Below are 20,878 nucleotides of genomic sequence, written 5' to 3'. Positions count from 1 at the left end.
GGCGTACTGGCTGCTCCGTCTGCCGGACCGGACCGGCCCCGTACCGGGTAGTACGCGCCCCGGCACCGACCGGCAGCCGCGGCCCTTCGGGCTCAGCCCGCCAGGAGCCGCTTCACCGTCGCGGCGACGCGGCCGCCCTCGGCGCGGCCCGCCACCTTCGGGTTCACGATCTTCATGACGGCGCCCATCGCGCGCGGCCCCTCGGCGCCGGCGGCCTTCGCCTCTTCGACGGCCTGCCCGACGACGGCGTTCAGCTCGCCGTCGCTCAGCTGCTGGGGCAGGTACGCGTCGAGAATCGCGCCCTCCGCCTTCTCGCGCTCGGCCGACTCGGTCCGGCCGCCCTGGGCGAAGGCCTCGGCCGCCTCACGGCGCTTCTTCGCCTCCTTGGCGATCACCTTCTGCACCTCGTCGTCGGAGAGCTCGCGCGCCGTCTTGCCGCCGACCTCCTCCTTGGTGATCGCGGTGAGGGTCAGCCGGAGCGTGGACGAGGTGAGCTCGTCACGCGCCCGGATGGCGGTGGTGAGGTCTTCCTGGAGCCTGGACTTGAGCGTGGTCATGGGGCAAGTGTGGCAGGTACGCACCCACTGACGCCCACGGATTTCGTGCGCGGTCGCTGTCTGCGACGATGGGCGCATGCGCGCACGTTACGGGGTACCCCTGAAAGTCACCGCGGGAATCACGGCTGTTGGCGCGGCCGGCATCGCCTATGCCGCCGGCTTCGAGGCCCGGTCGTTCCGGCTGCGCCGGGTGACCGTGCCCGTGCTGCCACCGGGGGCGGGCCCCCTGCGCGTACTCCAGGTCTCGGACATCCACATGGTCGGCGGTCAGCGCAAGAAGCAGCGCTGGCTGCGGTCGCTCGCCGGACTGCGGCCCGACTTCGTGGTCAACACGGGCGACAACCTCTCCGACCCGGAGGCCGTGCCCGAGGTGCTGGACGCGCTCGGTCCGCTGATGGAGTTCCCGGGCGTCTACGTCTTCGGCTCGAACGACTACTACGGCCCCAAGCTGCGCAACCCCGCCCGCTACCTCCTGGAGAAGGCGCAGGGCAGATACGGCCTGAACGGCAACCCGCCGGCCGTCGGCGCCGTGCACAACCCGTGGGAGCGGCTGCGCGACGGTTTCGACGCGGCGGGCTGGGTCAACCTCACCAACACCCGGGGCCGGATCAAGCTGGGCGGGCTGGACGGCATGGAGATCGCCTTCACCGGCGTCGACGACCCGCACATCAAGCGGGACCGGTACGCCGAGGTCGCGGGCGGCCCGGAGCCCTCGGCCGACTTCTCGATCGGCGTGGTGCACGCCCCGTACCTGCGCTCGCTCGACGCGTTCACCAGCGACGGCTACCCGCTGATCCTGGCGGGCCACACGCACGGCGGGCAGCTCTGCGTTCCCTTCTACGGGGCGCTGGTCACCAACTGCGACATCGACAAGGACCGGGCGAAGGGCCTGTCGGCGCACACCGCCGACGGCCGGCGCGCGTACCTCCACGTCTCGGCGGGCTGCGGCACCAACCGCTACACCCCGGTCCGCTTCGCGTGCCCGCCGGAAGCGACGCTGCTGACCCTCGTCGAGCGCCGCTGAGGCGCCGGACCTACCGTGGGCTGGTGATCGCGTCAGTACCCACGGGTGTCCCCGCGTCCGCAGTCGTCCCGCCGCGCCGGCGGCGTACTGCTGCTCGTCTCGATCACCGGGCTCGTCTACCACCTGGTGCTGGCCAACAGCTCCAGCGGCTTCTCGATGACGGGCGACGCCACCCACGCGCTCACCGGCCGGCGCTCCGTCTCGAACCAGTTCCTGCACACCGTCACCCCGCTGGCCGCCGCCCTGGACTGGCTCGTCCTCACCGCCCCCGGCGGCCTCCTCGTACGCCACGCGGCCCAGTGGATGCTCTGCCCACCGGTCTACCTCCTGTTCGCCCTGGCCTGCGGGGCGCTGCTCTCCCCGGGCTCGGAGGCGCGCTACCCGTACCCCTTCGTCGACGTCGAGGCACACGGGTACGCGGGGGTGGTCGGCGACGCCGTCTTCTTCGGCGCGGCCTTCTACGCCCTGGGCCTGGCGATCGTCGGCCTTGACCGGATCCGCCCGAGCCTCGGCCCCGACCTGCGGCACCGCTCAAACCGGATTTCGCCTCCGGCCGTGAGTCCGCTAAAGTAATCGATGTCGCCGCGACGCGCGCGACAATCGGGGTGTAGCGCAGCTTGGCAGCGCGCTTCGTTCGGGACGAAGAGGTCGTGGGTTCAAATCCCGCCACCCCGACAGAGAAGTACCAGGTCAGGGGCCTGATCCACACACGGATCAGGCCCCTGATTCGTTCCCGAAGATCGTTTGGGAGAAATCTGGGAGAAGATCTTGGTCGGCTTCTCCCGAGGGGCCTGCCCGGCCTACGCATCCCGGCCGCCCCTCGCAGCCATCGCTGCGTGCGCGTTCGCAAAAAGCGCCCATGGCGACGGGGGCCACACAGGCTCAGGGAGAGATAGGCCAGTGCCTGGGCGGCGTCGAGGCTGGATCCGTGATCCGAAGCCTGCTGTTGCGCGACGGGTCGACCGAGGTGAGAAAGACCAACCTCTGACCGTCCGCCTCGGCCAGATCGTCCAGTGCATGCGGCAGCGCCGCGCACACCGTAGCGATCGCGGTGCCCAGAGCGACAAGGCCCCCGTGCTTGTGGTTCGTCCGGTACTCGATACGGTGCAGACGGGACTCAGCTATCGCCCGCACTTCCAGTGGTCGGCTGAGCTGCTTGCCGTCGTTCGTGATGATGGCCTGGAAACCCTCGACCTTGGCCTTGGCGTACAGCTCGACGTCTTTGGTGCCGGCCCAACCGTCCAGGTCATGGACGTGTACCACTTCGTGCGCTGCCAGGAGAGTCCGCACGATCCCTGCCATGGGACGCGGCACATTCTCGTCAAGCAGCAGCTTCAAGCGGCGACCTGCCGCGGTGCACTGTCGCCATAGCTGTCGACGTAGTCGCTGAAGTCGACCGCGTCTCGGGCCGCCTCAGCACTCACGCCGGGATAGAAGTCCACGATCCGCTCGGGCTGAATGCCGTCGCGAACCAGGGCCGCCACCTCGGTAGCGGGAATCCGGGTCCCGTGAATCACCGGCTCGCCCCCGCGCACGGCAGGTTCCACGGTCAGATGCTCGCGAGGGGACAGCAGGGCCGGGATGCGCCGACCATCCTGATAGAAGGGCGCCAGCACGTCGACCAGTTGATGGATGACGACGTTGCCGCCCCTGATGAGGTCAACGGCCTGGTCGGGCTCGGCGAGATAGATACTGCCCCCGTCCGTGACGAGCGCGTAGGAGGACAGATGCTCCCTCTCGCCGAGGTCCTCCCGGAGCGTGTTCAGAGCCCGCCGGATCTTCTGAAGCGATGTCTCCTGCCTCAGCCGCACACAGGCACGCAAGGCCACGACGTCGCGAAACGAGTACAGTATGGGGCGCCTGTCGGAGACTTCAGGCACGAGCACCGCACCACTTTTGCCCGCTCGGCGCCAGTGAGAGAGCTGGCGCATGGTCGCCCCGGAGAGCGCGGCGGCGAGCTTCGGTTCGTACGACACAGCGCCTCCTTCCACCCCTCGGATACGAGCCGAACGTATCCCATTCTCCCGACGCCCCGCTAGAAATGAAGCCTCCGGCCCGCTGGAGCGCTTGGCCGGGCGGCCGATGCGGGCTGGCGGCAACCATGCGGCACCTTCAGGCGGCCGCGCACACCTTTCCAGTGCAGTGACTGCGCGTAGTTCCATGGCGCAGGAAGCAGCCTTCCTCCTCAGCTTGCAGCGCGCCAACCACGACGTAGCGAACGAGTACTTCAGCCCTCGGGCGGGATAGCCACCGTGACGCATGCCTGGCCGAGGAGTTCGACGGCGTGATTCAGGCGGGCAGTCATCCTGGACCCGGGGATCAACAAGAGGGGGCGCCTGGCCACTGCTGGCCGCGTCGCTTGTTCGGCCGTTTGCCGCATTTCGTGGCCCTGGGGAGGGATATCGTTGGCGAGTCGCCCGCACAGGGAAATGACGCCGCGCGCGCGTTGACCCGGTAGAACAGACTCGGCGTGCACATGTCGGGCGCGCCCGAAATTGGGCGACCAGCAGGAAGACAACGGCCTTCGGGTCGCCGCCCTTTGACGAGCAAGGACACCCCCGACTGATGGCAGTGACGCAGCAGGAGATCGAGAGCCGGTTGTGGGACGCCGCCGACGAGCTGCGCGTGGCGATGCCCGAAGCGCAATACTCCTCGGTCGTCTTCCCGCTGATGTTCTGGAAGTACCTGTCGGATACCTGGGAGCACCACCACCAGGAGTTCCTGGATGAGAACGACTTGGACGACCTCTCCCCGGAGGAAGCCCGCGAGATCGAGTACCGCGACTACCAGTCGTTCGAGATTCCGTTCATCCACCCCGGCACCGTCCAGGAGCGTCGGGCCTCCTGGACGTCCATCCTCGCCACCATCACCCAGCCCGGCCTCGGCCAGCGGGTCCGCGCTTCCCTGCAAGCCATCGAGACGGCAAACCCTGACAAGTTCTCCCGCCTGTTCGGCTCGATGACCTGGACCTCCGAAGAGGTGCTGTCAGGGGAGGTACTGGCGGCGGTCATGCAGGCGATGGACCGCACCCCGAAGATGCACGAGGGCAACATGTCCCACGACGTGCTCGGTGGGGCGTACGAGTACCTGCTGAAGCGGTTCTCCGACGGGTCCGGCACCCGCGCAGGCCAGTTCTTCACCCCGCGAGAGGTCGTCGAGCTGATCGTCGAGGTCCTGGACCCCAAGGGATACGAGTCGGTGTACGACCCCACCTGCGGGTCAGGCGGCATGCTCATCGCCTCCGCGAACCTCCTGAAGACCCATGGTGGCCGTGGCTACACACTCAAGCTGCACGGGCAGGAGGCCGTACCGGACACCGCGGGTGTGGCCCGCATGAACCTCTTCATGCACAACCTCACCCAGTTCCAGGTCGAGGTCGGCGACACCCTGAAGGACCCGCGCTTCAAGAAGCCGGACGGGTCCGTCGTGCAGTTCGATGTGATCCTCGCTAACCCGCCCTACAGCCTGAAGTGGAAGCCCTGGAAGAACGACCCGCGTGCCATCGGTGGGGTCGCCCCGCAGTCTTCGGCGGACTGGGCGTTCGTCCAGCACATGATCGCCAGTATGGACCCGAAGAAGGGCCGCGCCGGCGTCGTCCTGCCCCACGGCGTCCTCTTCCGCGGCGGCCAGGAAGCAGCGATCCGCCAGCGCGTCCTGGACAACGACCTCCTGGAAGCCGTCATCGGGCTGCCGGCGAACCTCTTCTACAACACCACCATCCCCACGGCGATCCTGGTGTTCCGAGCGCCCGGCACCAAGTCCCCGGAACGCCAGGATGGGGTGGTGTTCGTAGACGCCTCCAAGCGGTTCACCAAGGCCAAGAATCGAAACATCCTCACCGACTCCGACATCGCAGACACGGTGACCGCCTACCACTCCAAGTTCGATGCCGACGGCAACCCGGTGGACCCCGACGGTGATGGCGGGCTGGCAGCACGCTTCGTGCCCACCACGGAGATCGTGGCGAACGGGTACGACCTGAATATCGGCAGGTACATCAAGCAGGCCGCCGCCGAGCAGGAAGACCTCGGCACCCTCATCGACGCCTACAACATTGCCCGTGTCGAACGGCAGAAGACCGAGGCCCGCATGCACGCGGCGCTCACCGCCGCCGGGATTGAGGGTTTCGATGAGTGAACCGAGGAGCAACGCCACCCAGCAGCAGGAGAGTTGGGTACGGGCGCCACTGGCGCGGTTCCTCACGCCGAATGTGGATACCGTGGACGTGGATCCGGAACAGACGTACCCAACCGTGGGGGTGTTGAACAGGGGGCGAGGGTTGCTCTATCGCGATCCCGTCGCCGGGAGCTCGACCTCCTACAAGAAGCTCAACCGGATCAGCCCGAGAGTGCTCGTCTACAGTCGGCTCAAGGCGTTTGAGGGTGCGATCACAGTCACGCCCGACGACCTCCCGGAATCGTTCGCTTCACAAGAGTTCCCCACCTTCGCCTTCACGTCCGGCATGGACGCCGACTTCTTTCGCATCCTCACCACGACGCAGCGCATGTGGAATGCCCTTCAGGGAGCCTCGAAGGGAATGGGTGGCAGGCGTGAGCGGGTGAAGCCCGTTGACTTTCTCAACATCAGCATGGACATTCCGCCATTGCCGGTGCAGAAGCGGATTGTCGAGGTCATCGGCGCCATCGACGACCAGATCACCGCACTCGGTGGTGAGGCTGAGACCGCGACGCGGGTCCGGGATGGGCTGCTGGATGCGTTCACAGGTGCCGCTGCCAGCGACACGAAGCCGCTCGGGGAACTCTGCCCGGTGATCGGCTCGGGGCCCTCTTGGGCGGCCAAGGATGAGTCTTCGGTCCCGTCTGAAGAAGCGTGGACGGTCCTGAAGATCACCAACACAAAGCCCGACGGGTCCATCGACCTGAGCGAACTGGCTTATGTGGTGGGGCTACCGGTGCGCACAAAGGTCATCGGCCCAACGAGTCTGGTCATGATCCGCACGAACGGAAACCGGAAGCGGATCGGCAACGTCTACCTCCCGCCGGAGGAAGTTCACGGTGCGGCGGTTTCCGCCTTTCAGTTCACCCTGGAGGCTACCGATGTAGAGACGAGGGACTACGTCTACCTCGCGCTCCGCAGCCCGAGAATCCAGCACCAGATGAGCGAATCAGCTAGCGGCAGCACTGGGCTTGGAAATCTCGCAGTCCGGCGGCTGAGCACGCTTGAGATCCCCTGGCCCGACGCTGAGGTGCGCGAGGTCCAGGTCGAATCCGCGCGGGCCATCGACGCCAAGATCGCGGCGATCCGCGCCGAGGCTGATCGACTCCGAAGCGTCCGAACCGGGCTGTTGGCGGGATTGCTGGACCGCACCATCGAGATTGAGTCCGCCAGACTGGAGGTCTGACAGGTGGCTAAAGGCGTCCGGGAGCGTGAGTTCCAGAACCTGGTGATCCGGTGGTCCCTCCCGATGGGCTGGGGCTTCACAGCGGGCCGGTCGCTGCCGCGTGAGACGACGCAGACGGTGGTCGCCGGGCATCTGCGGGACGCCATCGTCCGGCTCAACCCTGGAGTGATCGACGGGTTCGACGTGCACGCGGTGGTCGAGGAGATCGTCGCCACGGTCAACGCCGTCGAAGGCGGGCTGGTGCGGGCCAACGAGCAGGTGCTACACCTGCTGCGAGGGCGTAAGGAATTCCGGGACTCCGACGGCGCGTGGCATGCCCTGAAGATCATTGACTTCGAGCACCCGACTGCCAACACGCTGATCGTGTCGGACGAGGTGACCATAACCGTCCCCGGCAAGACCTCCCGCCGGTTCGACCTTGTGTATTGGGTCAACGGCTTGCCGCTGGTAGTAGTCGAGGTGAAGTCACCGACCTCGAAGTCCGGGTGGGCCGACGCCGCCCGCGAGATCAACGACGTGTACGCCACCGAGTACCCGTGGTTCTTCACCCCCAACGTCTTCGCCATCGCCTCCGACGGGCTCAAGCTGCGATTCGGTGCCGTTGGCGCCCCCACGAACCTGTGGCAGCCGTTCCGGTCCACCGCCGATGACGAAAACCTGTCCGGACAGGCCGACGTGCAGCGCTCCGTCGAGCTGCTGATGAACCCGGCGACCGTCCTAGACATGCTCGCCAACTTCGTCCTCTTCGACACCGCCGGAGGCGGCGCGGACAGGAAGTACCTCCCCCGCTACCCGCAGATGGAGGCCGCACACCTCATCCATGAGCGGGTCCTGGAGGGCGGGAGGAAGGGCCTGGTCTGGCACCACCAGGGGTCCGGGAAGACACTGCTGATGGTGTTCGCCGCCTCGCTGCTGCTGACCGACACCCGTACCGAGTCGCCCACGATCATCCTCCTCTCGGACCGGACCCATCTCGTCCGGCACACCTCTGGGGTGTTCACCTCCGCGATGGGGGACGCCTACTTCCACCAGCCAGCCACGAGCCAGAAGTTGCGTTCCCTGCTGGCCGATGACGTGCGCGGCGTCATCTCCACGACCGTCCACAAGTTCGCCGACGCCGGCAAGAACCTGTCGACCCGGGACAACATCATCGTGCTGGTCGACGAAGCACACCGCACCCAGTCCGCCAAGACGAAGTCGCTGGCCGGGCAGATGCGCGCAGCGCTGCCGCATGCGAAGTTCTTCGGCATGACCGGCACCCCTGTCAGGAGCCTCGCCACCGATACCTTCGCCCTCTTCGGCGAGGAGACCGACCCGGGCAAGGTGCTGCACCGGTACTCAGTGTCCCGGTCTCTGCTGGACGAGGCGACCGTCCCCGTCATGCTGGACCCGCACCCGATCACCTTCGAGATAGACGACCAGGCGTTGCAGGCCGAGTTCGACCAGTTCGCCGACGACTTCGACCTCGACGATCCCGACCGTGAGGCCCTGTCCCGCAAGTTTGGGCGCCTCACTTCGGTGTTCGCCAACCCGGAACGCATCCACACGGTCTGCCAGGACATCGTGGACCACTACCTGGCCAGCGCCTACCGCAACGGTCTCAAGGCCCAGGTCGTCGCCTTCAACCGTGAGCTGGCCGTGGCGTACACAGACAAGATCAACGAGCTGCTAACCGGCTTCGAGGCGTCACAGGTGCTCGCCGAGGTCGGGAAGCATGACCGGATCACCGCCGAGGTGAACATCTCCGTCTCGGACTCCAAGGACGAAGACCCCGCCATGCGGCCCTACCAGCTCTCGGAGACCGATGAGGAGGACCAGAAGCGGCGGTTCCTCACCCCGGACGATCCGCTGTGCTTCCTGGTGGTGACCGCGAAACTGATGACGGGGTTCGATGCCCCCAACGAGGGCGTCCTCTACCTGGACAAGCCGCTGAAGGCCCACACCTTGTTTCAGACGATTACCCGCCCGAACCGCACGTGGGTGTCCCCGAGCGGGTTCGTGAAGACCTCCGGCGTGGTCGTGGACTACATCAGCCTGGGTGAAGAAGTGCAGCGGGCCGTCGTCGACCCCACATCGGAGGGGGCCGGCAAGGGTGGCGGGTTCGTTACCGACCTGTCCGAGCTGGTCGCCGAGTTCCGCACCGCCTTCGCCCGTATCGAAGACCTCTTCGTGGACGTGGACGGCTTGGACCTCACGGTCCACGGATACGAGTCCGTGCGAGCCATCAACGTCTTCCTGGATGCCAGCCCCGGCGCCGCCGAGGTGTTCTCCAAGGACTACCGGCTGCTGGCCCGCCTCTACCCGCTCATCAACACCGACAAGCGGGTCGCCAAGTACCGTGACGGCTTCGGGCTGTTCGGGTCCGTCTACACGACGCTATTCAAGAAGTCCTCCGACGAGGAGAGGAAGGAACGACTGGCCGAGCTCGGGCCGATGGTCTTGGAGATCATTAACTCCCACGTCCACTCCTTCTCCGCTGTCGCCTCCCAGGAGGAAGCCCTCGTCCTGGACGCCCAGGGCATCGCCGTCCTCAAAGAGCTCTTGGCCCTCGTCCGGCCCAAGGCCGGCAAGGGCGACGGTGAGGACACGACACCGCCGTCCGCAGCGGAGATCCTCGACCGCATCAAGGCCGCCCTCGATAAGGGCGTCGAACCCGGCTCCGCGAAGTACACCGCCCTCGCGGAGCGGATCAAGCAACTACGGGACCGGATTATCCAGAACGCCCAGGACGCCCTGGAGTTCCTTTCCGAAGCACTCCGGGTCGCCCGCGCCATCGTGAACGCCGAGAAGCACCCCGACGAAGCCGTCGTCGTGCTGGACGACGACCACGTGGGTGTCCTGTCACGCATAATCCACGACCACGCACCCTCCGGCCTCACAGTCACGGAGAGGAACCTGGCCGAGGAGATCGACCACGTGGTTACCCGCACCCTCGCCCGGTCATGGGACAACGCCGACGCTCGCAACCGAGGCGCCCGTCGCGCCACCGCCGCGGTCTTCCGTCGGTACCAGTTGAAGCCGGTGGGAGAGCCGTATGACTCCACCGTCGCCTACATCGAAGCCCACTACCTCGTCGACTGACGAACGCGACGTGGCCCGGCAACCTGTGGTGGTTGCCGGGCCACGTCGCGCTGACCGGACCCCGTACCGCAGTCAGGCGGCCAAGGCCAACAGCAACCGGTCGAGCACAGCGACTGGTGACCTCGGATGCATCGCCAGGCGGGCGTCGAGGGCCTCCTCCCACTGCTCGGTGAGACCGAGCAAGAGGCGCCGGCGCATGCCGGGGGTGACGTGGGCGTAGCGCGCGGAGACCGAAGCGTCGAGGTGGCCCATGCGCTCGTCCATGAGCACCTTCTCCGTACCCAGGTCCTCCATCATCGTCCGGTGGGTGTGACGGAGGCCGTGGGGTGTGAGGCCCTTGGCGATCGGGAGCCAGCAGGCATCGGCGCGATCGGTAGCGCCCCGCCCTCGGGCCGGGACGCCGGGCCATGGCTCGCCGAGGATGGGCACGGGTCGCGCCTCCTGCGGGGCCTTCTTCGGGTACCAGCCGGAGGCTGCTGGGGTGAACAGCCAGGTCGCAAAACCGTTCCTGCGCCAGTGGGCCGCGTGCCCCGACACCGCACCGCCCCGCACGAACCCGAGATCGGCGATCGCCTTCTCAACCCGCATCCGCGTGGCTTCCGCGACGCGGTCGGGGTGGTTGAGGACGTTGGACACCGTCCCCGTGGAGAGCCCGGCCAGCCGAGCGACGTCGACGAGCTTGGCGCCCTGGTGGCCCCCGGTCCGCGCTGCCCCCTGGCCTCGGAAGACGTATGTCCGCCTGTGGCAAGGGCAGGGGGTCGGCTTCGTGCGGGCAATGTGGTCGAAGACCAGGGCCGACAGCCAGTCCATCGCGTCGATGGTCCGGTAGCTGTCGTCCTTGGGCGGGCAGCGCACCAGCTCGCCGGTGTCCAGCTCGTACAGCTGCCACTCGACGCGGAACGCGCCAGGCCGGACGAACTCTGACTCCAGGCCGACGATTTCGCCCCAGCGCTTGCCCGTGTAGCCCTTGAGGACCACGGCGACGAACTCGTCGTCACGGCCGGAGAGCAGAGCGGCCCGCTCGGCGGTCAGCAGGATGCCGAGCGCGTCGGTGACGACCTTCTCAGGCCCGCGGTTGCGGGAGCGGCCGGCTCGTTTGCCGCGCCCGCGCCGCCGGGCGGCCGGGTTGGACGTGATCAGGCCCTCGTCGATCGCGTCCTCGAAGATCAGGTGGAGCGTCGAGCGCCAGGTCTTGACGCTGGAGGCCGCGTACACGGCCTTCTCCTTCTTCTCCCAGGAGTCGACGTCCGTGCGCAGGATGCCGGCGAGCGCCTTGTCCTCGAAGTCGGGGAGCAGATGCTCCTCGATGTGGCGCTTGTAGTTCTGCATGGTCGAGGCGGCCAGGTCCTGGGCCTCGTACCAGCGGCTTGCGTACTCGCCGAAGGTTTCCTGGCCAAGCCCCGGGTCGCGCCACTGGCCACGCCGAACGGTCACCTCTTCTGCGTCTGCGGCCTGCTTGGCCTCGCGCTTGGTGGCGAACTTGACCACAGCACCCGTGGAATCGGCGACTGTGCCGTACTTGCCGTCCTCGATCTTGTACCGGCCGCGCCAGTAGCCGCCGCGCTTCTCTGCGTACCCCACCGAGTTCCCTCCCTTCTGTCGTGTGGGGTGCGTTAAGCAGCGGTCCCGTACTGGGACTTGACCAAGCGGCGAGGGGGCCGGGCCTTGAGACGGACCGTGGGCAGGGCTGTCTCGGTGCGCTGTCGCGTCGCAGGCTTCCGAGCGGGCACAGCAATGCCGCTGGGGCGCTGCGGATTCCGGGCCGGGCGCTCTTCGTGCATGCGAACGATCTCGGCAAGGTGATCGTCCGAGAAGCGGTACGCGCGGCCGACGCGGGTGAACGGGATGAGCCGTCGGCGGGCGCGGTCTTTGACCCACCAGGCGGAGCAGCCGAGGACGGCCGCGACCTCCTCGGGAAGGTAGAGGCGTGGCAGGGCGGCGTCGGGGCGCGGAGTCGGCGTGGAGGCAGGGGGTATTGCGGGTCGGTTCAAGGGGTAAGCCCTCCTTTTGCGGGCGTGGGTGCGGCAACACCGGCCCGCCGGTCGATCGCTAGGGATGAGGGTGAAAGGTGTCCCGTGCTGGGGGTTCGCGGGCCCAGGACGGGAGGGAGAGCCGAGCTACGTCTCGTTGGCGGAACTGGCGTCGCGGCTCTCGCCGGGTGGCGGCCCGTACGTCTCCAGCAGGTGCTTGGTGGACGCCTCGGCGATGGCGTTGGAGACCATGACGTCGGCTTCCTCGCGGAGGTCGGGGTGCTCGGCGAGGTAGGCGTCGAGTTCGTCGCGCGCCTGGGTGTAGGCGGCGCTGGCGCGCTGGGTTCCGCGGAACGTGTCGACGACAGCGTCGATGAGCTCCATGGCGCGGGCCTGGGCGGCGAGCTGCGGGGGGCCCACGAGGTTGCGCAGGTCAAGGCCGAAGACCTCGGCGAAGCCGATGGCCTCGTCGAGGTTGATGCGGCGCTTGCGGTTCTCGATGCGCCAGACCGCGGACGGGTTCATCTCGAAGCCAGCCTCGTTGAGCCGGTCGGACAGGGCTGTGGTGCTCCAGCCACGCGCCTCGCGCTCCAGCCTGATCCGGACCGCGACGTTCTCCTCGCCGCTGAGCAGGATCCCCTGCGGGGAGTCGTCATCGACCACGGGCACCTCCTTCCGTTCGTAGCAAGCCTCTGCGCGATGCAGCGACTGGTAAACAGTAGCATCCACTCTGCGAGATGCAAAACACTTCTGCGATCGGCAATTCGTGTGGCATAGTGGTACTGCCAACCGCAGAGACCCGAGGAGCCGCACGACCGACCGCCGCATGAGAAAAGCCCCCCGGCACAGCCGGGGGGCCTAAGCGCAAACCTCTCAACCGCCATCCCTAGCGATCAACCTGTGAGGCCGGGATTGCCGTCCCATATGGCCCGCGAGCAGAGGAGCTGATGCCCAGTATGACCGACCCTCGGCCGGACGCGCCACACCTCGCCGCAAACGGCCACCCTCTTGCGCCCTCCGACATCACCGCCGTACCGCCGCACGACCTCGATGCCGAAGCCGCTGTGCTGGGCGCCTGCATGCACGACGCGGCGATGATTGACGAAGTACGTCAGCTGCTCGATGGGGATGAGTTCTACCGTCCGGCCCACGAGACGGTCTGGCGTGCGATTCTCGCCCTACGCAGTGAGGACAAGCCGACCGACCCCGTTGTCCTGTGCGACCGATTGCGCGCGCAGGACGATCTGGAGCGGGTCGGCGGCGTAGGGTACGTCCATCAGCTCGCCGACGCCATGCCCTCGGTCAGCGGCGCCGTCCACTACGCCGACATCGTGCGCAAGATGGCCGACCTGCGCCGCCTGCGCACCTCCGGTATACGCACCGTGCAGCGCACGATGGGGCCGGGCGCTGACCCTGATGCCATCCGCAGCGAGGTCGAATCTGAGGTCCGTGCCGAACGTGAACGCGCCCTGGCATCGGGACAGGGGCGGCTCTCCCGGTTCATCACCGACGGGTGGCGGTTCGTCACCGAGACCGGCGCTGACACCGAGCCGCTGTGGGGGACCCGCGAGCAGACGGCGTGGTCATCGGGGGAGAGCCTGATGATCGTCGGGGCTCCGGGCGTCGGCAAGACGACACTCGCCCACCAGGTGGTCTTCGCTCGCCTGGGCATCGGTGACAGCGTCCTGGATATGCCGGTCGCGCCGGGCAAGCGGGTGCTGTACCTGGCGCTAGACCGGTACAAGCAGATCGCCCGCGCCATGGCCCGCCGCGTCCAGCCCGAGCACGAGCAGCGCCTGCGCGACGGGCTCAGCGTCTGGCAGGGACCGCTGCCCGCGACTTTGGACAAGGAGCCCGACCTCCTCGCCGACCTCGCCGCAGCCCACCAGGCCGACACGATCGTGATCGACAGCCTCAAGGACGCGATGAGCACCCTGGTCGACGATGCCCTGGCCAACGCCTACAACAACGCTCGTCAGAGAGCCATACGCGCCGAGGTCGAGATCATCGAGCTGCACCACCAGCGCAAGGCCACCGAGGGCGCCCCGCGCGCCCAGAAGCCCACCCTGGACCGTGTGTACGGCTCCACGTGGCTCACCTCCGGTGCGGGCAGTGTCCTGTTCGTCTCCGGCGAGGCCGGCGACCTCGCAGTCACCTTGCACCACCTCAAGAACCCCACCGGCGAGATCGGCCCCCTCCAGCTCATTCACGACCACGAGCGCGGCATCACCACGGTCGACCCCAAATGCGACCCGGCGCAGATCCTGCGCCAGCGCCCCGACGGTCTGACCGTCCGCGAACTCGCCGTCCTCCAGAGCGGTGAGACCAGCCCTGACCGAGCCGCCACCGAGAAGGCCAGGCGCATCCTGGACCGCCTCGTCAAGGCCGGACTCGCCGTCAAAGCCGAAGGCGCCGCAGGCGGCACCGGCGGCGGCCAGCAGGCCCGCTACCGCGCCTCGGTCCGCCACATCGGCGCCGTCTCCTAGGCCCTCCCGCCGGACGCCGGGACCGTACACGGGGGCGTACACGCACCCCCTCCGCGCACACGGGCCCACGCCGCCCCTCACGCGTACACGCTCGCCGCAAAACCGCAGGTCAGACGTTCACGCGACCGTACACGCCGTACACGCGCCCGAGCGTTCACGCGCGAGCCCCCCTTTAGAAGGGGGCTCGCGTGTACGCCCCCTGCGTGAACGCCGTGAACGCCCCCCTCCGCACCCGCCCGCCAAGGTCCCCACGACCCCCCGGAGTAGCCCCGTACATGCCCCCTGCGATAACCGATCCGCTCGCCACCGCCTCCCTCCCCTACGGCGACAGCATGTCCCTGGCCTTCGCCGTCCTGGCCTTCGCGATCTGCGCCCTGCTGGTGGGCCTGCTTGCCCGGCGACGCGGCCAACCCCGCATCCATGACCGCAAGCGGCGCGGCTCGGCCGCAGTCGTCACAGCGGCCGTGGCGGCGCTGGTGTGCACCGCCTACAGCGCGGACACCAGCTGGCGGTTCGCCGCCCACTACCTCGACATGCGCAACACGACCGAGCGCACCGCGATGTTTGCCGCCGCCGAACTGGCCCTGTTCGCCATGGCCCTGATGGCACGCCAGAACCTGCATGGCCCCAGGCGGGCAGCCGGCCTGCCCGGAGTCCTGGTCTGGGTGATCACCGCCATGCAGGCCATCCCCGCCTACGCCGAGGCCGGCCCGGTCGGCGGCACCATGCGCGCCTTCACCGGCCCGGTGATGGCGGCGGTGCTGTGGCACCTGGCCATGGGCATCGAACTGCGCCAGCGCACCCCCGACGCCGCCTCCCGCGGACTGGCCGCCGTCCTCACACGGCAGGCCCGCGAGCGGCTGCTGGCCCGCCTGGGGATCGTCGAGCAAGACCAGGGCGCGGCCCAGATCATCCGTGAGCGGGCCATGCACCGGGCCGTGGCTCTGGCTGCCCGCCTCGCCGAGATGTCGCCCGAGCAGCGCACCGGGCGGGCAGGGCAGCGCACCGTGCGCCGCCTGTCCAAGGCACTCGCCCGCTCCGGCGTCGACGCCGACCCCCGCCTCGACGAGCGGCTGCTGCGCCAGCTCGCCACCCGCCGCCAAGCAGCCGCCCTGGCCACCATCGACCTGGCCCCGCGCTGGACCGCACCCGCCCCACAGATGGCCAGCCCGCCCGCAGCACGGCCCGACCACAGCCGGGCGGACGCCGACAAGCGGGCGGAAGACGCACCCCGCCCGCACCCATCGGCTCCGGGCAACGACGAACCCCACCGGGCCGCCCGCCCGAATCCCAACGCCCGAACCGGCCCGGAACCGGCAGCCCGCCCGCAGCACGAGGCTCCGCCGCTCACGGGCAGCGGGCCGCCGCCGGGCGACGGCTCAGGCGCCAAACCGGGCAAGAGCGCTGCGCCGAAGCCGGAGCAGCCGAACCGCAAACCCCGCGCCTCCGACAAGGTCCTTCGCGACTACGCCCACCGCATCCACGGCGAGACCGGCCGCCTGTCCCGCGACCTCCTGGAACAAGCCGTGCGCGGCGACGGCTACAGCGTCGCCAGCGACCACGCCGGCGCCATCGTCCGCGAGGTCAAGGCCGAACTGAACGCCGCCGCCCCTCGCTGAGCCCCGCAGCGCCTGTAAAGGTCGCCCCGCCCCCGCGACCATCCGGCTCAGCCCCTCTTTCCCCGAACTGATAGGGAGACCCATGCACGACCCGCGCACCGAACACCCCACCGGCCAGCAGGAGATGACCACCCCAGCCACCAGCGCAGCAAGGTATGGCATTGGACCGTCCAACGGCCGGTCCAACGCAGAGCCCTCCGCCCCGGGGGTGGCGGAGGACCTCGGGCACCAGGGGGTGCCCGAGCAGGAGAAGCCCACCTACGACGCCGTGCCGCTGCCGCGTGCCGCCGACGCCGCCGCCCTGCGTCGTGCCGCCCGTCGCCGCAAGCGAAAAGACGAGCAGCGCAAAGAGCGTGTCGACGTGCGCTACAGCGTCGACGAGAAGACCGACATCCTCGCCAAGGCCCAGTCGCTGAACATCGCTGGCGCTCACTACGTCGGCGCTGTCGTCATGGCCCACGTCCACGGCGACCTCACCCTGCCCGGCCAGCGCACGCAGCTCGACGACTACATCGACGAGCTGACCGCCCTGCGCCAGCAGGTCGCCAAGATCGGCCACCTCGTCAACCAGGTCGCCAAGAAGCTGAACTCCGGCGGCCATCCACACCCTGTGGATACCACCGTCCTGGCCCAGGCCGAGCGCACCCTGAGCGCGGTCGGCACGGCCGTCAACCACATCAGGGAAGCCGCCAACCAGGCCGTCTCCACCAAGGCAGCCTGGTGATCGCCAAAATCAGCAGCGGCAAGGACACCGCCGGCCTCATCCGCTACCTCTACGGACCCGGCCGGGCCAACGAGCACACCGACCCGCACCTGGTCGCCTCCTTCGACGGCTTCGCCCCCGACCCCGGCCGCGCCGACGACCCCGCCGCCACAAAGAAGCTTCTCGTGGCGGACCTCGACCTGCACGTGAAGCAGGCCCGGCGCCTCGGCCAGGCGCCCGAGCGGCACGTGTGGCACTGCTCCATCCGCGCCGCCGAGACTGACCGCCACCTCAGCGACGCCGAGTGGGCCGACATCGCCCGCCGGGTTGTGGCGGCCACCGGCATCGCCCCCGACGGTGATCCGGACGGGTGCCGCTGGGTGGCCGTGCGGCACGCCGACGACCACATCCACATCGCCGCCACAAAGGTCCGAGGCGACGTCCGGCCAGCCCGCCACTGGAACGACTACCTGACCGCCGACAAGGAACTGGTCGCCATCGAGAAGGAGTACGGCCTGCGGCAAGTCGTACGCGGCGACCGCACCGCCGCCAAGCGCCCCACCCGCGCTGAGACCGAAAAGGCACGCCGGGCCGGCCACGAGATGACCGCCCGCGAGCGCCTGCGCTTCACCGTCCGCACCGCGGTCTCGGTGGCCACCAGCCCCGAGGAGTTCCTCGGCATCCTTGCCGCCACCGACAGCGTGCTGGTCGAGATCCAGCGCTTCCCCTCCGGCGGCATCCGCGGATTCAAGATCGCCATTGAAGGGGACACCAACGCCGTCGGCGAGCCCGTCTGGTACTCCGGCTCCAAGCTCGCCCCCGACCTGTCCTTCCCCCAGATCCGCGACCGCCTGAATGCCACCGACCAGCCCGCCCAGACGACGGGGCAGCACCGACCCGATCCGTGGTACCAAGCGACCGCTGTCGCCGAGCACATCCCCGACCGCCTTGACCGGGGCGACGACGCAGCCGCCCAGGCCCACATCGCCGCCTTCGGCGAAGCCCTCGACGCCCTGCCCCTCCTCGCCCCCAACGAAATCCGGCCGCACCTCCGTCAAGCCGCTGCCACGTTCGAACGTGCCACCCGCTCTCGCATCCGTGCCGAGCACGAGCATGCCCGTGCCCTGCGCGGTGCCATCCGGGCCATGCGTAGCCAGCCGGCGCCGCGCGACGGAGCCCTGCTGGCCATGTTCCTCGACGTGGCCATCCTGGCGGTCATTGCCGCCGGACGCTGGCACCAGCTCCGCCAGCACGACCAGCAGGTCATCGCCGCCCGCCAAGCGCTCGTGCACCTGCAGGCCGCCTACGACCAAGCCGCCGCGGTCCCGCTGGCCACCCTCGCCCACCGCAAGCCGCCCGCCCCCGCAGTCGAACGGCTCGTCGCCCTCGTCTATGAGGCCGTACCCACGCACGCCCAGCAGGTCCTCGACGACCACGCCTGGCCGGCCCTCGCCACCGCCCTCGCCGACGCCGAAGCGGCTGGGCACGAACCCGCCGCACTGCTGAAGCAGGCAGTCGACCAGCGACCACTGGACGACGCCCGCTCCCCGGCACGCGCCCTCACCTGGCGCATCCAGCGCCTCAGCCCCGCCGACCGAGCACGAGCCGCCCAATCCCGGAAGGTCACGGGCGCCCGAACGGACCTCGCTGTCCAGGGTCAGCCGCTCCCTGCGCCGCAGCCAGCCACGACACGCGGACACGGCCGTCGCTGACCGCTGCACGCGAACGTTGCCAGCCCACTGCAGGCTCTGACCTCCGGCAGGAGAGGCACTGTTGGCGAATTGTTGGCCGCTTGCTACGTCGGCGGCGACGTCCGGGGCGGCGCCGTGGTGTCCGGTGTGCTCATCGGTGCGTCAGCCCTGCGGCGGCACGGCGTTGGGGTCCTCGTCGGTCCATTCGATTTCGCCGTCGCTGTGGTACGTATCGGCGTGGCCGGGTTCCTCCTCGCACTGCACCCACATGCCTTCGTCGTCCGGGAAGAGCGCGGTGCACGTGCCGGGCTCCGGAGCCGGGGGCGGAGTGAGGAGACCGGCGCTCAGCAGGAGGGTCGCCGTGATGTCGTCCGTCGCGGCGCGGCTGAGACGGGGCCCGGATCGACCGGCGGCCTCACGAACGCACTTGGCCGCGTCCTGGTATTCGTCCTCGGTGATGACGCGCCGTGCGGTGTTGGTGTCGTCCATCGGCTCTCCCTGGGGTGGTCTCGCCATTCACGAGGCCCGTCCATCACCGTAGACCCGCGGTGCTGCCGATGGCATCACCCGTTCCGGGGCGATGAGACGGGTCAGTTCGGCCTCGACCTGGTGCGGAGGGTGAGGCTCAGCGGCCCGAAGCGGGCGGAACATAGCCGACGATCGCCGGTTGGGCAAACCGGCGATCCTCCGGACCATTGATGTCTCCACCCACCCGACTCCTGTGAGGAGCACCCGTATGCCCAAGACCACAGCACGCCCCGAGATCGTCGCCCTGCTCTGCGACGCGGACTTCAAGCGCCGGCCTGACACCAACACCTGGACCCATCGCGACGGACGCCCGTTCAGCAAGGAGGAACAGGCCCTCGCCTTCAGGGCCACCCGCGTCGAACTGGAAGAGGTGAGCGAACAGTTCGCGCGGTACCAGGAGTACCTGCGCACGATTGACGAAGTGCCGGAGGCTATGCAGCGCTTCCTCGCCCCGTTCATGGACCAGCTCACCGAGAAGAACCTCGGCAACGCCGTCCAGCTCATGAGCAAGGACGAACGGACCGAGTTCGATCGACTGCTCGGCCTCATCATCGAACCGGTCCGTCCCTTCACCCCGTACACCTTCTGACGAAGGCCCGCGTCACTCACTGACAGGGGTGACCCGTGGAAGACGCCAGAGCACAGCAACGCTGAAGCCGGGCCTCCCAATTGGGAGGCCCGGCTTCATAGTGCGGGCAGGTCTCAGCTGGCCGGGGCGCGCATCAGCCGGTCCCGCGTGCTCTCCGGTAGAACCCGGCGCAGCACCGGTGCGGTGGAGCTGAGAGAGGAGGCGAATGCCGCGACCAGGTCATGCGGCACGCTGGCTGCGAACGACGCAGCCCACACGTACGGGGCGCCCATCGCGGGCTCAGCCCACGCCTGCCACCCGAACGGCCCTGTCTCATCCGGCTCGGTGGTCAGGGCGCGCGGGTTGGCGTCCTGGATGAGGGGCGGTACCTCGCTGAGGCTGAGGCGGGCGGTGAAGGTGGGATGCATCGCCGTCGTATGGGGCTCGTCGGCATCGGGGAGCCAGCCGTGCGCGGTGACCGCGTCCAAGACCACCTCGGGCCCGGTCGACGCGGCCGTGGGACGGTCGCATCGGTCGAGCGCGAAGAGGAAGTCGGTGAGGACCTCACCCGGGACACCGGGGGTGAAGTAGGCGGACCATTCCGCGACCGGGCTGGTCGCGTCCGAGCGGGCGGAGACCTGCCAGGCGACCGGCAGCGCACCGAGGTGAAACGGCTCGTCGGGCAGCACCCACTGTGCCCAGCGGAGGGTGTCGGGGCTGATATGGAGGACGGTGCTGCGCAGCACCTGACGGTCCTCCAGCGGCTCGTCGAGTTCACGCCGCCCGCGGGCGATCGTCAGGCTCATCCAGCCAAGGCCGGCGAGTGTGTCGGCCACCGCGTCGTAGAGACAGGCGTCGTCGCCAGCCAGGTGCCGGGGACCGACCCAGTACGCGGGCGGGGCGCCGATGGGGAGGGACGGGTCGAACGGGAAGTGCGAGTTCAGGAGCGCCTCCAAGAGCGGGGGTATCTTTGCTAGTCGCCGACGGAGCGAGCGGAGTACCAGGGGCGAGGCGGCAGAGTCGCCGCCGGTGGGAATTTAGGGCTCACCGGAGCAATCGTCGTCGTGCTCCGAAACCGCGTTGCCTTGCCCTGGAGATCTCCGGGAAGGTCGTCTACGTTGACATGCCCTGCCCACCGTGGCCAGCCCTTCTACGAGCTTTCCTGTCTGCCCCCGGCGAACTGCTGTCCGTTGACATCGAACGCAGTCGTTTTGCCATCGAACCGAGTCGTGCCGCATCCGGCGTGCCCAGAACCACGAAACGAAAGAGGGCCGTCGGCAAACCGTCGG

18 protein-coding genes and 1 tRNA gene are annotated in these 20,878 nt (G+C 68.7%); 11 read left to right on the top strand and 8 right to left on the bottom strand.

Annotation, left to right across the window (positions count from 1 at the left end; all coding sequences use genetic code 11):
• Nucleotides 1-92: 92 nt before the first annotated feature.
• Nucleotides 93-557: a GatB/YqeY domain-containing protein gene (locus IE185_RS18150; protein WP_138894028.1), complete on the bottom strand. Its 465-nt coding sequence runs from the start codon at nt 555-557 to the stop codon at nt 93-95.
• A gap of 76 nt (nt 558-633) precedes the next feature.
• On the opposite strand from IE185_RS18150, the gene IE185_RS18145 reads away from it, so the two are divergent.
• From IE185_RS18145 to IE185_RS18135, 3 genes are all read left to right on the top strand, one after another.
• The gene (locus IE185_RS18145) at nt 634-1,581 is read left to right on the top strand and encodes a metallophosphoesterase (protein WP_138894027.1); all 948 of its coding nucleotides are present in this window, start codon (nt 634-636) and stop codon (nt 1,579-1,581) included.
• A 45-nt stretch (nt 1,582-1,626) separates the two neighbouring features.
• Nucleotides 1,627-2,154: a Pr6Pr family membrane protein gene (locus IE185_RS18140; protein ID WP_138894026.1), complete on the top strand. Its 528-nt coding sequence runs from the start codon at nt 1,627-1,629 to the stop codon at nt 2,152-2,154.
• A gap of 28 nt (nt 2,155-2,182) precedes the next feature.
• A tRNA-Pro gene (locus tag IE185_RS18135) sits at nt 2,183-2,256 on the top strand.
• A gap of 207 nt (nt 2,257-2,463) precedes the next feature.
• On the opposite strand, the gene IE185_RS18130 is transcribed toward IE185_RS18135, so the two are convergent.
• Together IE185_RS18130 and IE185_RS18125 are read right to left on the bottom strand one after the other, a co-directional pair.
• On the bottom strand, nt 2,464-2,919 hold the full coding sequence (locus IE185_RS18130) for a DUF5615 family PIN-like protein (protein WP_138894025.1): 456 nt from the start codon (nt 2,917-2,919) through the stop codon (nt 2,464-2,466).
• Nucleotides 2,916-3,557, bottom strand: coding sequence for a DUF433 domain-containing protein (locus IE185_RS18125; protein WP_138894024.1), 642 nt, complete (start codon nt 3,555-3,557; stop codon nt 2,916-2,918). Before IE185_RS18125 ends, IE185_RS18130 begins: the two co-directional genes overlap by 4 nt.
• 589 nt (nt 3,558-4,146) lie before the next feature.
• Between IE185_RS18125 and IE185_RS18120 the strand changes: the two genes are divergently transcribed.
• From IE185_RS18120 to IE185_RS18110, 3 genes are read left to right on the top strand one after another with little or no spacing between them, the layout of a single operon-like run.
• On the top strand, nt 4,147-5,718 hold the full coding sequence (locus IE185_RS18120) for a type I restriction-modification system subunit M (RefSeq protein WP_138894023.1): 1,572 nt from the start codon (nt 4,147-4,149) through the stop codon (nt 5,716-5,718).
• Nucleotides 5,711-6,943 carry a restriction endonuclease subunit S gene (locus tag IE185_RS18115; protein ID WP_138894022.1) on the top strand — a complete coding sequence of 411 codons (1,233 nt, stop codon included), beginning with the start codon at nt 5,711-5,713 and terminating at the stop codon, nt 6,941-6,943. Before IE185_RS18120 ends, IE185_RS18115 begins: the two co-directional genes overlap by 8 nt.
• A gap of 3 nt (nt 6,944-6,946) precedes the next feature.
• Entirely contained in the window at nt 6,947-10,024 is a 3,078-nt protein-coding gene (locus tag IE185_RS18110) for a type I restriction endonuclease subunit R (protein WP_138894021.1), read from the top strand.
• A gap of 72 nt (nt 10,025-10,096) precedes the next feature.
• Here IE185_RS18110 and IE185_RS18105 read toward each other — a convergent pair whose 3' ends face one another.
• From IE185_RS18105 to IE185_RS18100, 3 genes are all read right to left on the bottom strand, one after another.
• Nucleotides 10,097-11,605: a LacI family DNA-binding transcriptional regulator gene (locus IE185_RS18105; protein WP_138894020.1), complete on the bottom strand. Its 1,509-nt coding sequence runs from the start codon at nt 11,603-11,605 to the stop codon at nt 10,097-10,099.
• Nucleotides 11,606-11,637: 32 nt separating this feature from the next.
• A complete protein-coding gene (locus tag IE185_RS33190) occupies nt 11,638-12,015 on the bottom strand; it encodes a helix-turn-helix domain-containing protein (protein WP_373303738.1) in 378 nt (125 codons plus the stop codon).
• Nucleotides 12,016-12,141: 126 nt separating this feature from the next.
• The gene (locus tag IE185_RS18100; protein ID WP_373303737.1) at nt 12,142-12,657 is read right to left on the bottom strand and encodes a helix-turn-helix domain-containing protein; all 516 of its coding nucleotides are present in this window, start codon (nt 12,655-12,657) and stop codon (nt 12,142-12,144) included.
• Nucleotides 12,658-12,941: 284 nt separating this feature from the next.
• Between IE185_RS18100 and IE185_RS18095 the strand changes: the two genes are divergently transcribed.
• The 4 genes from IE185_RS18095 to IE185_RS18080 all read left to right on the top strand — a co-directional run bounded on the left by IE185_RS18095 (nt 12,942) and on the right by IE185_RS18080 (nt 18,514).
• Entirely contained in the window at nt 12,942-14,480 is a 1,539-nt protein-coding gene (locus IE185_RS18095; RefSeq protein ID WP_373303736.1) for a DnaB-like helicase N-terminal domain-containing protein, read from the top strand.
• A 275-nt stretch (nt 14,481-14,755) separates the two neighbouring features.
• A complete protein-coding gene (locus tag IE185_RS18090; RefSeq protein ID WP_189715520.1) occupies nt 14,756-16,099 on the top strand; it encodes a hypothetical protein in 1,344 nt (447 codons plus the stop codon).
• Between the two features lie 82 nt (nt 16,100-16,181).
• Nucleotides 16,182-16,823, top strand: a complete 642-nt coding sequence (locus IE185_RS18085) for a MobC domain-containing protein (protein ID WP_189715518.1) — start codon at nt 16,182-16,184, stop codon at nt 16,821-16,823.
• Entirely contained in the window at nt 16,820-18,514 is a 1,695-nt protein-coding gene (locus tag IE185_RS18080) for a relaxase/mobilization nuclease domain-containing protein (protein ID WP_229843574.1), read from the top strand. The genes IE185_RS18085 and IE185_RS18080 overlap by 4 nt, the downstream gene beginning before the upstream one ends.
• A 141-nt stretch (nt 18,515-18,655) precedes the next feature.
• Here IE185_RS18080 and IE185_RS18075 read toward each other — a convergent pair whose 3' ends face one another.
• On the bottom strand, nt 18,656-18,982 hold the full coding sequence (locus tag IE185_RS18075; protein ID WP_138898862.1) for a hypothetical protein: 327 nt from the start codon (nt 18,980-18,982) through the stop codon (nt 18,656-18,658).
• 247 nt (nt 18,983-19,229) lie between these two features.
• Between IE185_RS18075 and IE185_RS18070 the strand changes: the two genes are divergently transcribed.
• Nucleotides 19,230-19,610, top strand: a complete 381-nt coding sequence (locus tag IE185_RS18070) for a hypothetical protein (protein ID WP_138898861.1) — start codon at nt 19,230-19,232, stop codon at nt 19,608-19,610.
• 113 nt (nt 19,611-19,723) lie between these two features.
• Here IE185_RS18070 and IE185_RS18065 read toward each other — a convergent pair whose 3' ends face one another.
• The gene (locus tag IE185_RS18065; RefSeq protein WP_189715516.1) at nt 19,724-20,545 is read right to left on the bottom strand and encodes an SPDY domain-containing protein; all 822 of its coding nucleotides are present in this window, start codon (nt 20,543-20,545) and stop codon (nt 19,724-19,726) included.
• Between the last annotated feature and the right edge of the window lie 333 nt (nt 20,546-20,878).

The organism is Streptomyces chryseus, assembly GCF_014650755.1.
Classification (GTDB): Bacteria; Actinomycetota; Actinomycetes; order Streptomycetales; family Streptomycetaceae; genus Streptomyces; species Streptomyces chryseus.
This window is presented reverse-complemented; position numbering and strand designations above follow the sequence as displayed.

Bases quoted from the DNA above. Each gene is read 5' to 3' on its own strand.
- IE185_RS18150 (WP_138894028.1), bottom strand. From the start codon at position 557: ATGACCACGCTCAAGTCCAGGCTCCAGGAAGACCTCACCACCGCCATC.
- IE185_RS18145 (WP_138894027.1), top strand. From the start codon at position 634: ATGCGCGCACGTTACGGGGTACCCCTGAAAGTCACCGCGGGAATCACG.
- IE185_RS18120 (WP_138894023.1), top strand. From the start codon at position 4,147: ATGGCAGTGACGCAGCAGGAGATCGAGAGCCGGTTGTGGGACGCCGCC.
- IE185_RS18115 (WP_138894022.1), top strand. From the start codon at position 5,711: ATGAGTGAACCGAGGAGCAACGCCACCCAGCAGCAGGAGAGTTGGGTA.
- IE185_RS18095 (WP_373303736.1), top strand. From the start codon at position 12,942: ATGCCCAGTATGACCGACCCTCGGCCGGACGCGCCACACCTCGCCGCA.
- IE185_RS18090 (WP_189715520.1), top strand. From the start codon at position 14,756: ATGCCCCCTGCGATAACCGATCCGCTCGCCACCGCCTCCCTCCCCTAC.
- IE185_RS18085 (WP_189715518.1), top strand. From the start codon at position 16,182: ATGCACGACCCGCGCACCGAACACCCCACCGGCCAGCAGGAGATGACC.
- IE185_RS18075 (WP_138898862.1), bottom strand. From the start codon at position 18,982: ATGGACGACACCAACACCGCACGGCGCGTCATCACCGAGGACGAATAC.
- IE185_RS18070 (WP_138898861.1), top strand. From the start codon at position 19,230: ATGCCCAAGACCACAGCACGCCCCGAGATCGTCGCCCTGCTCTGCGAC.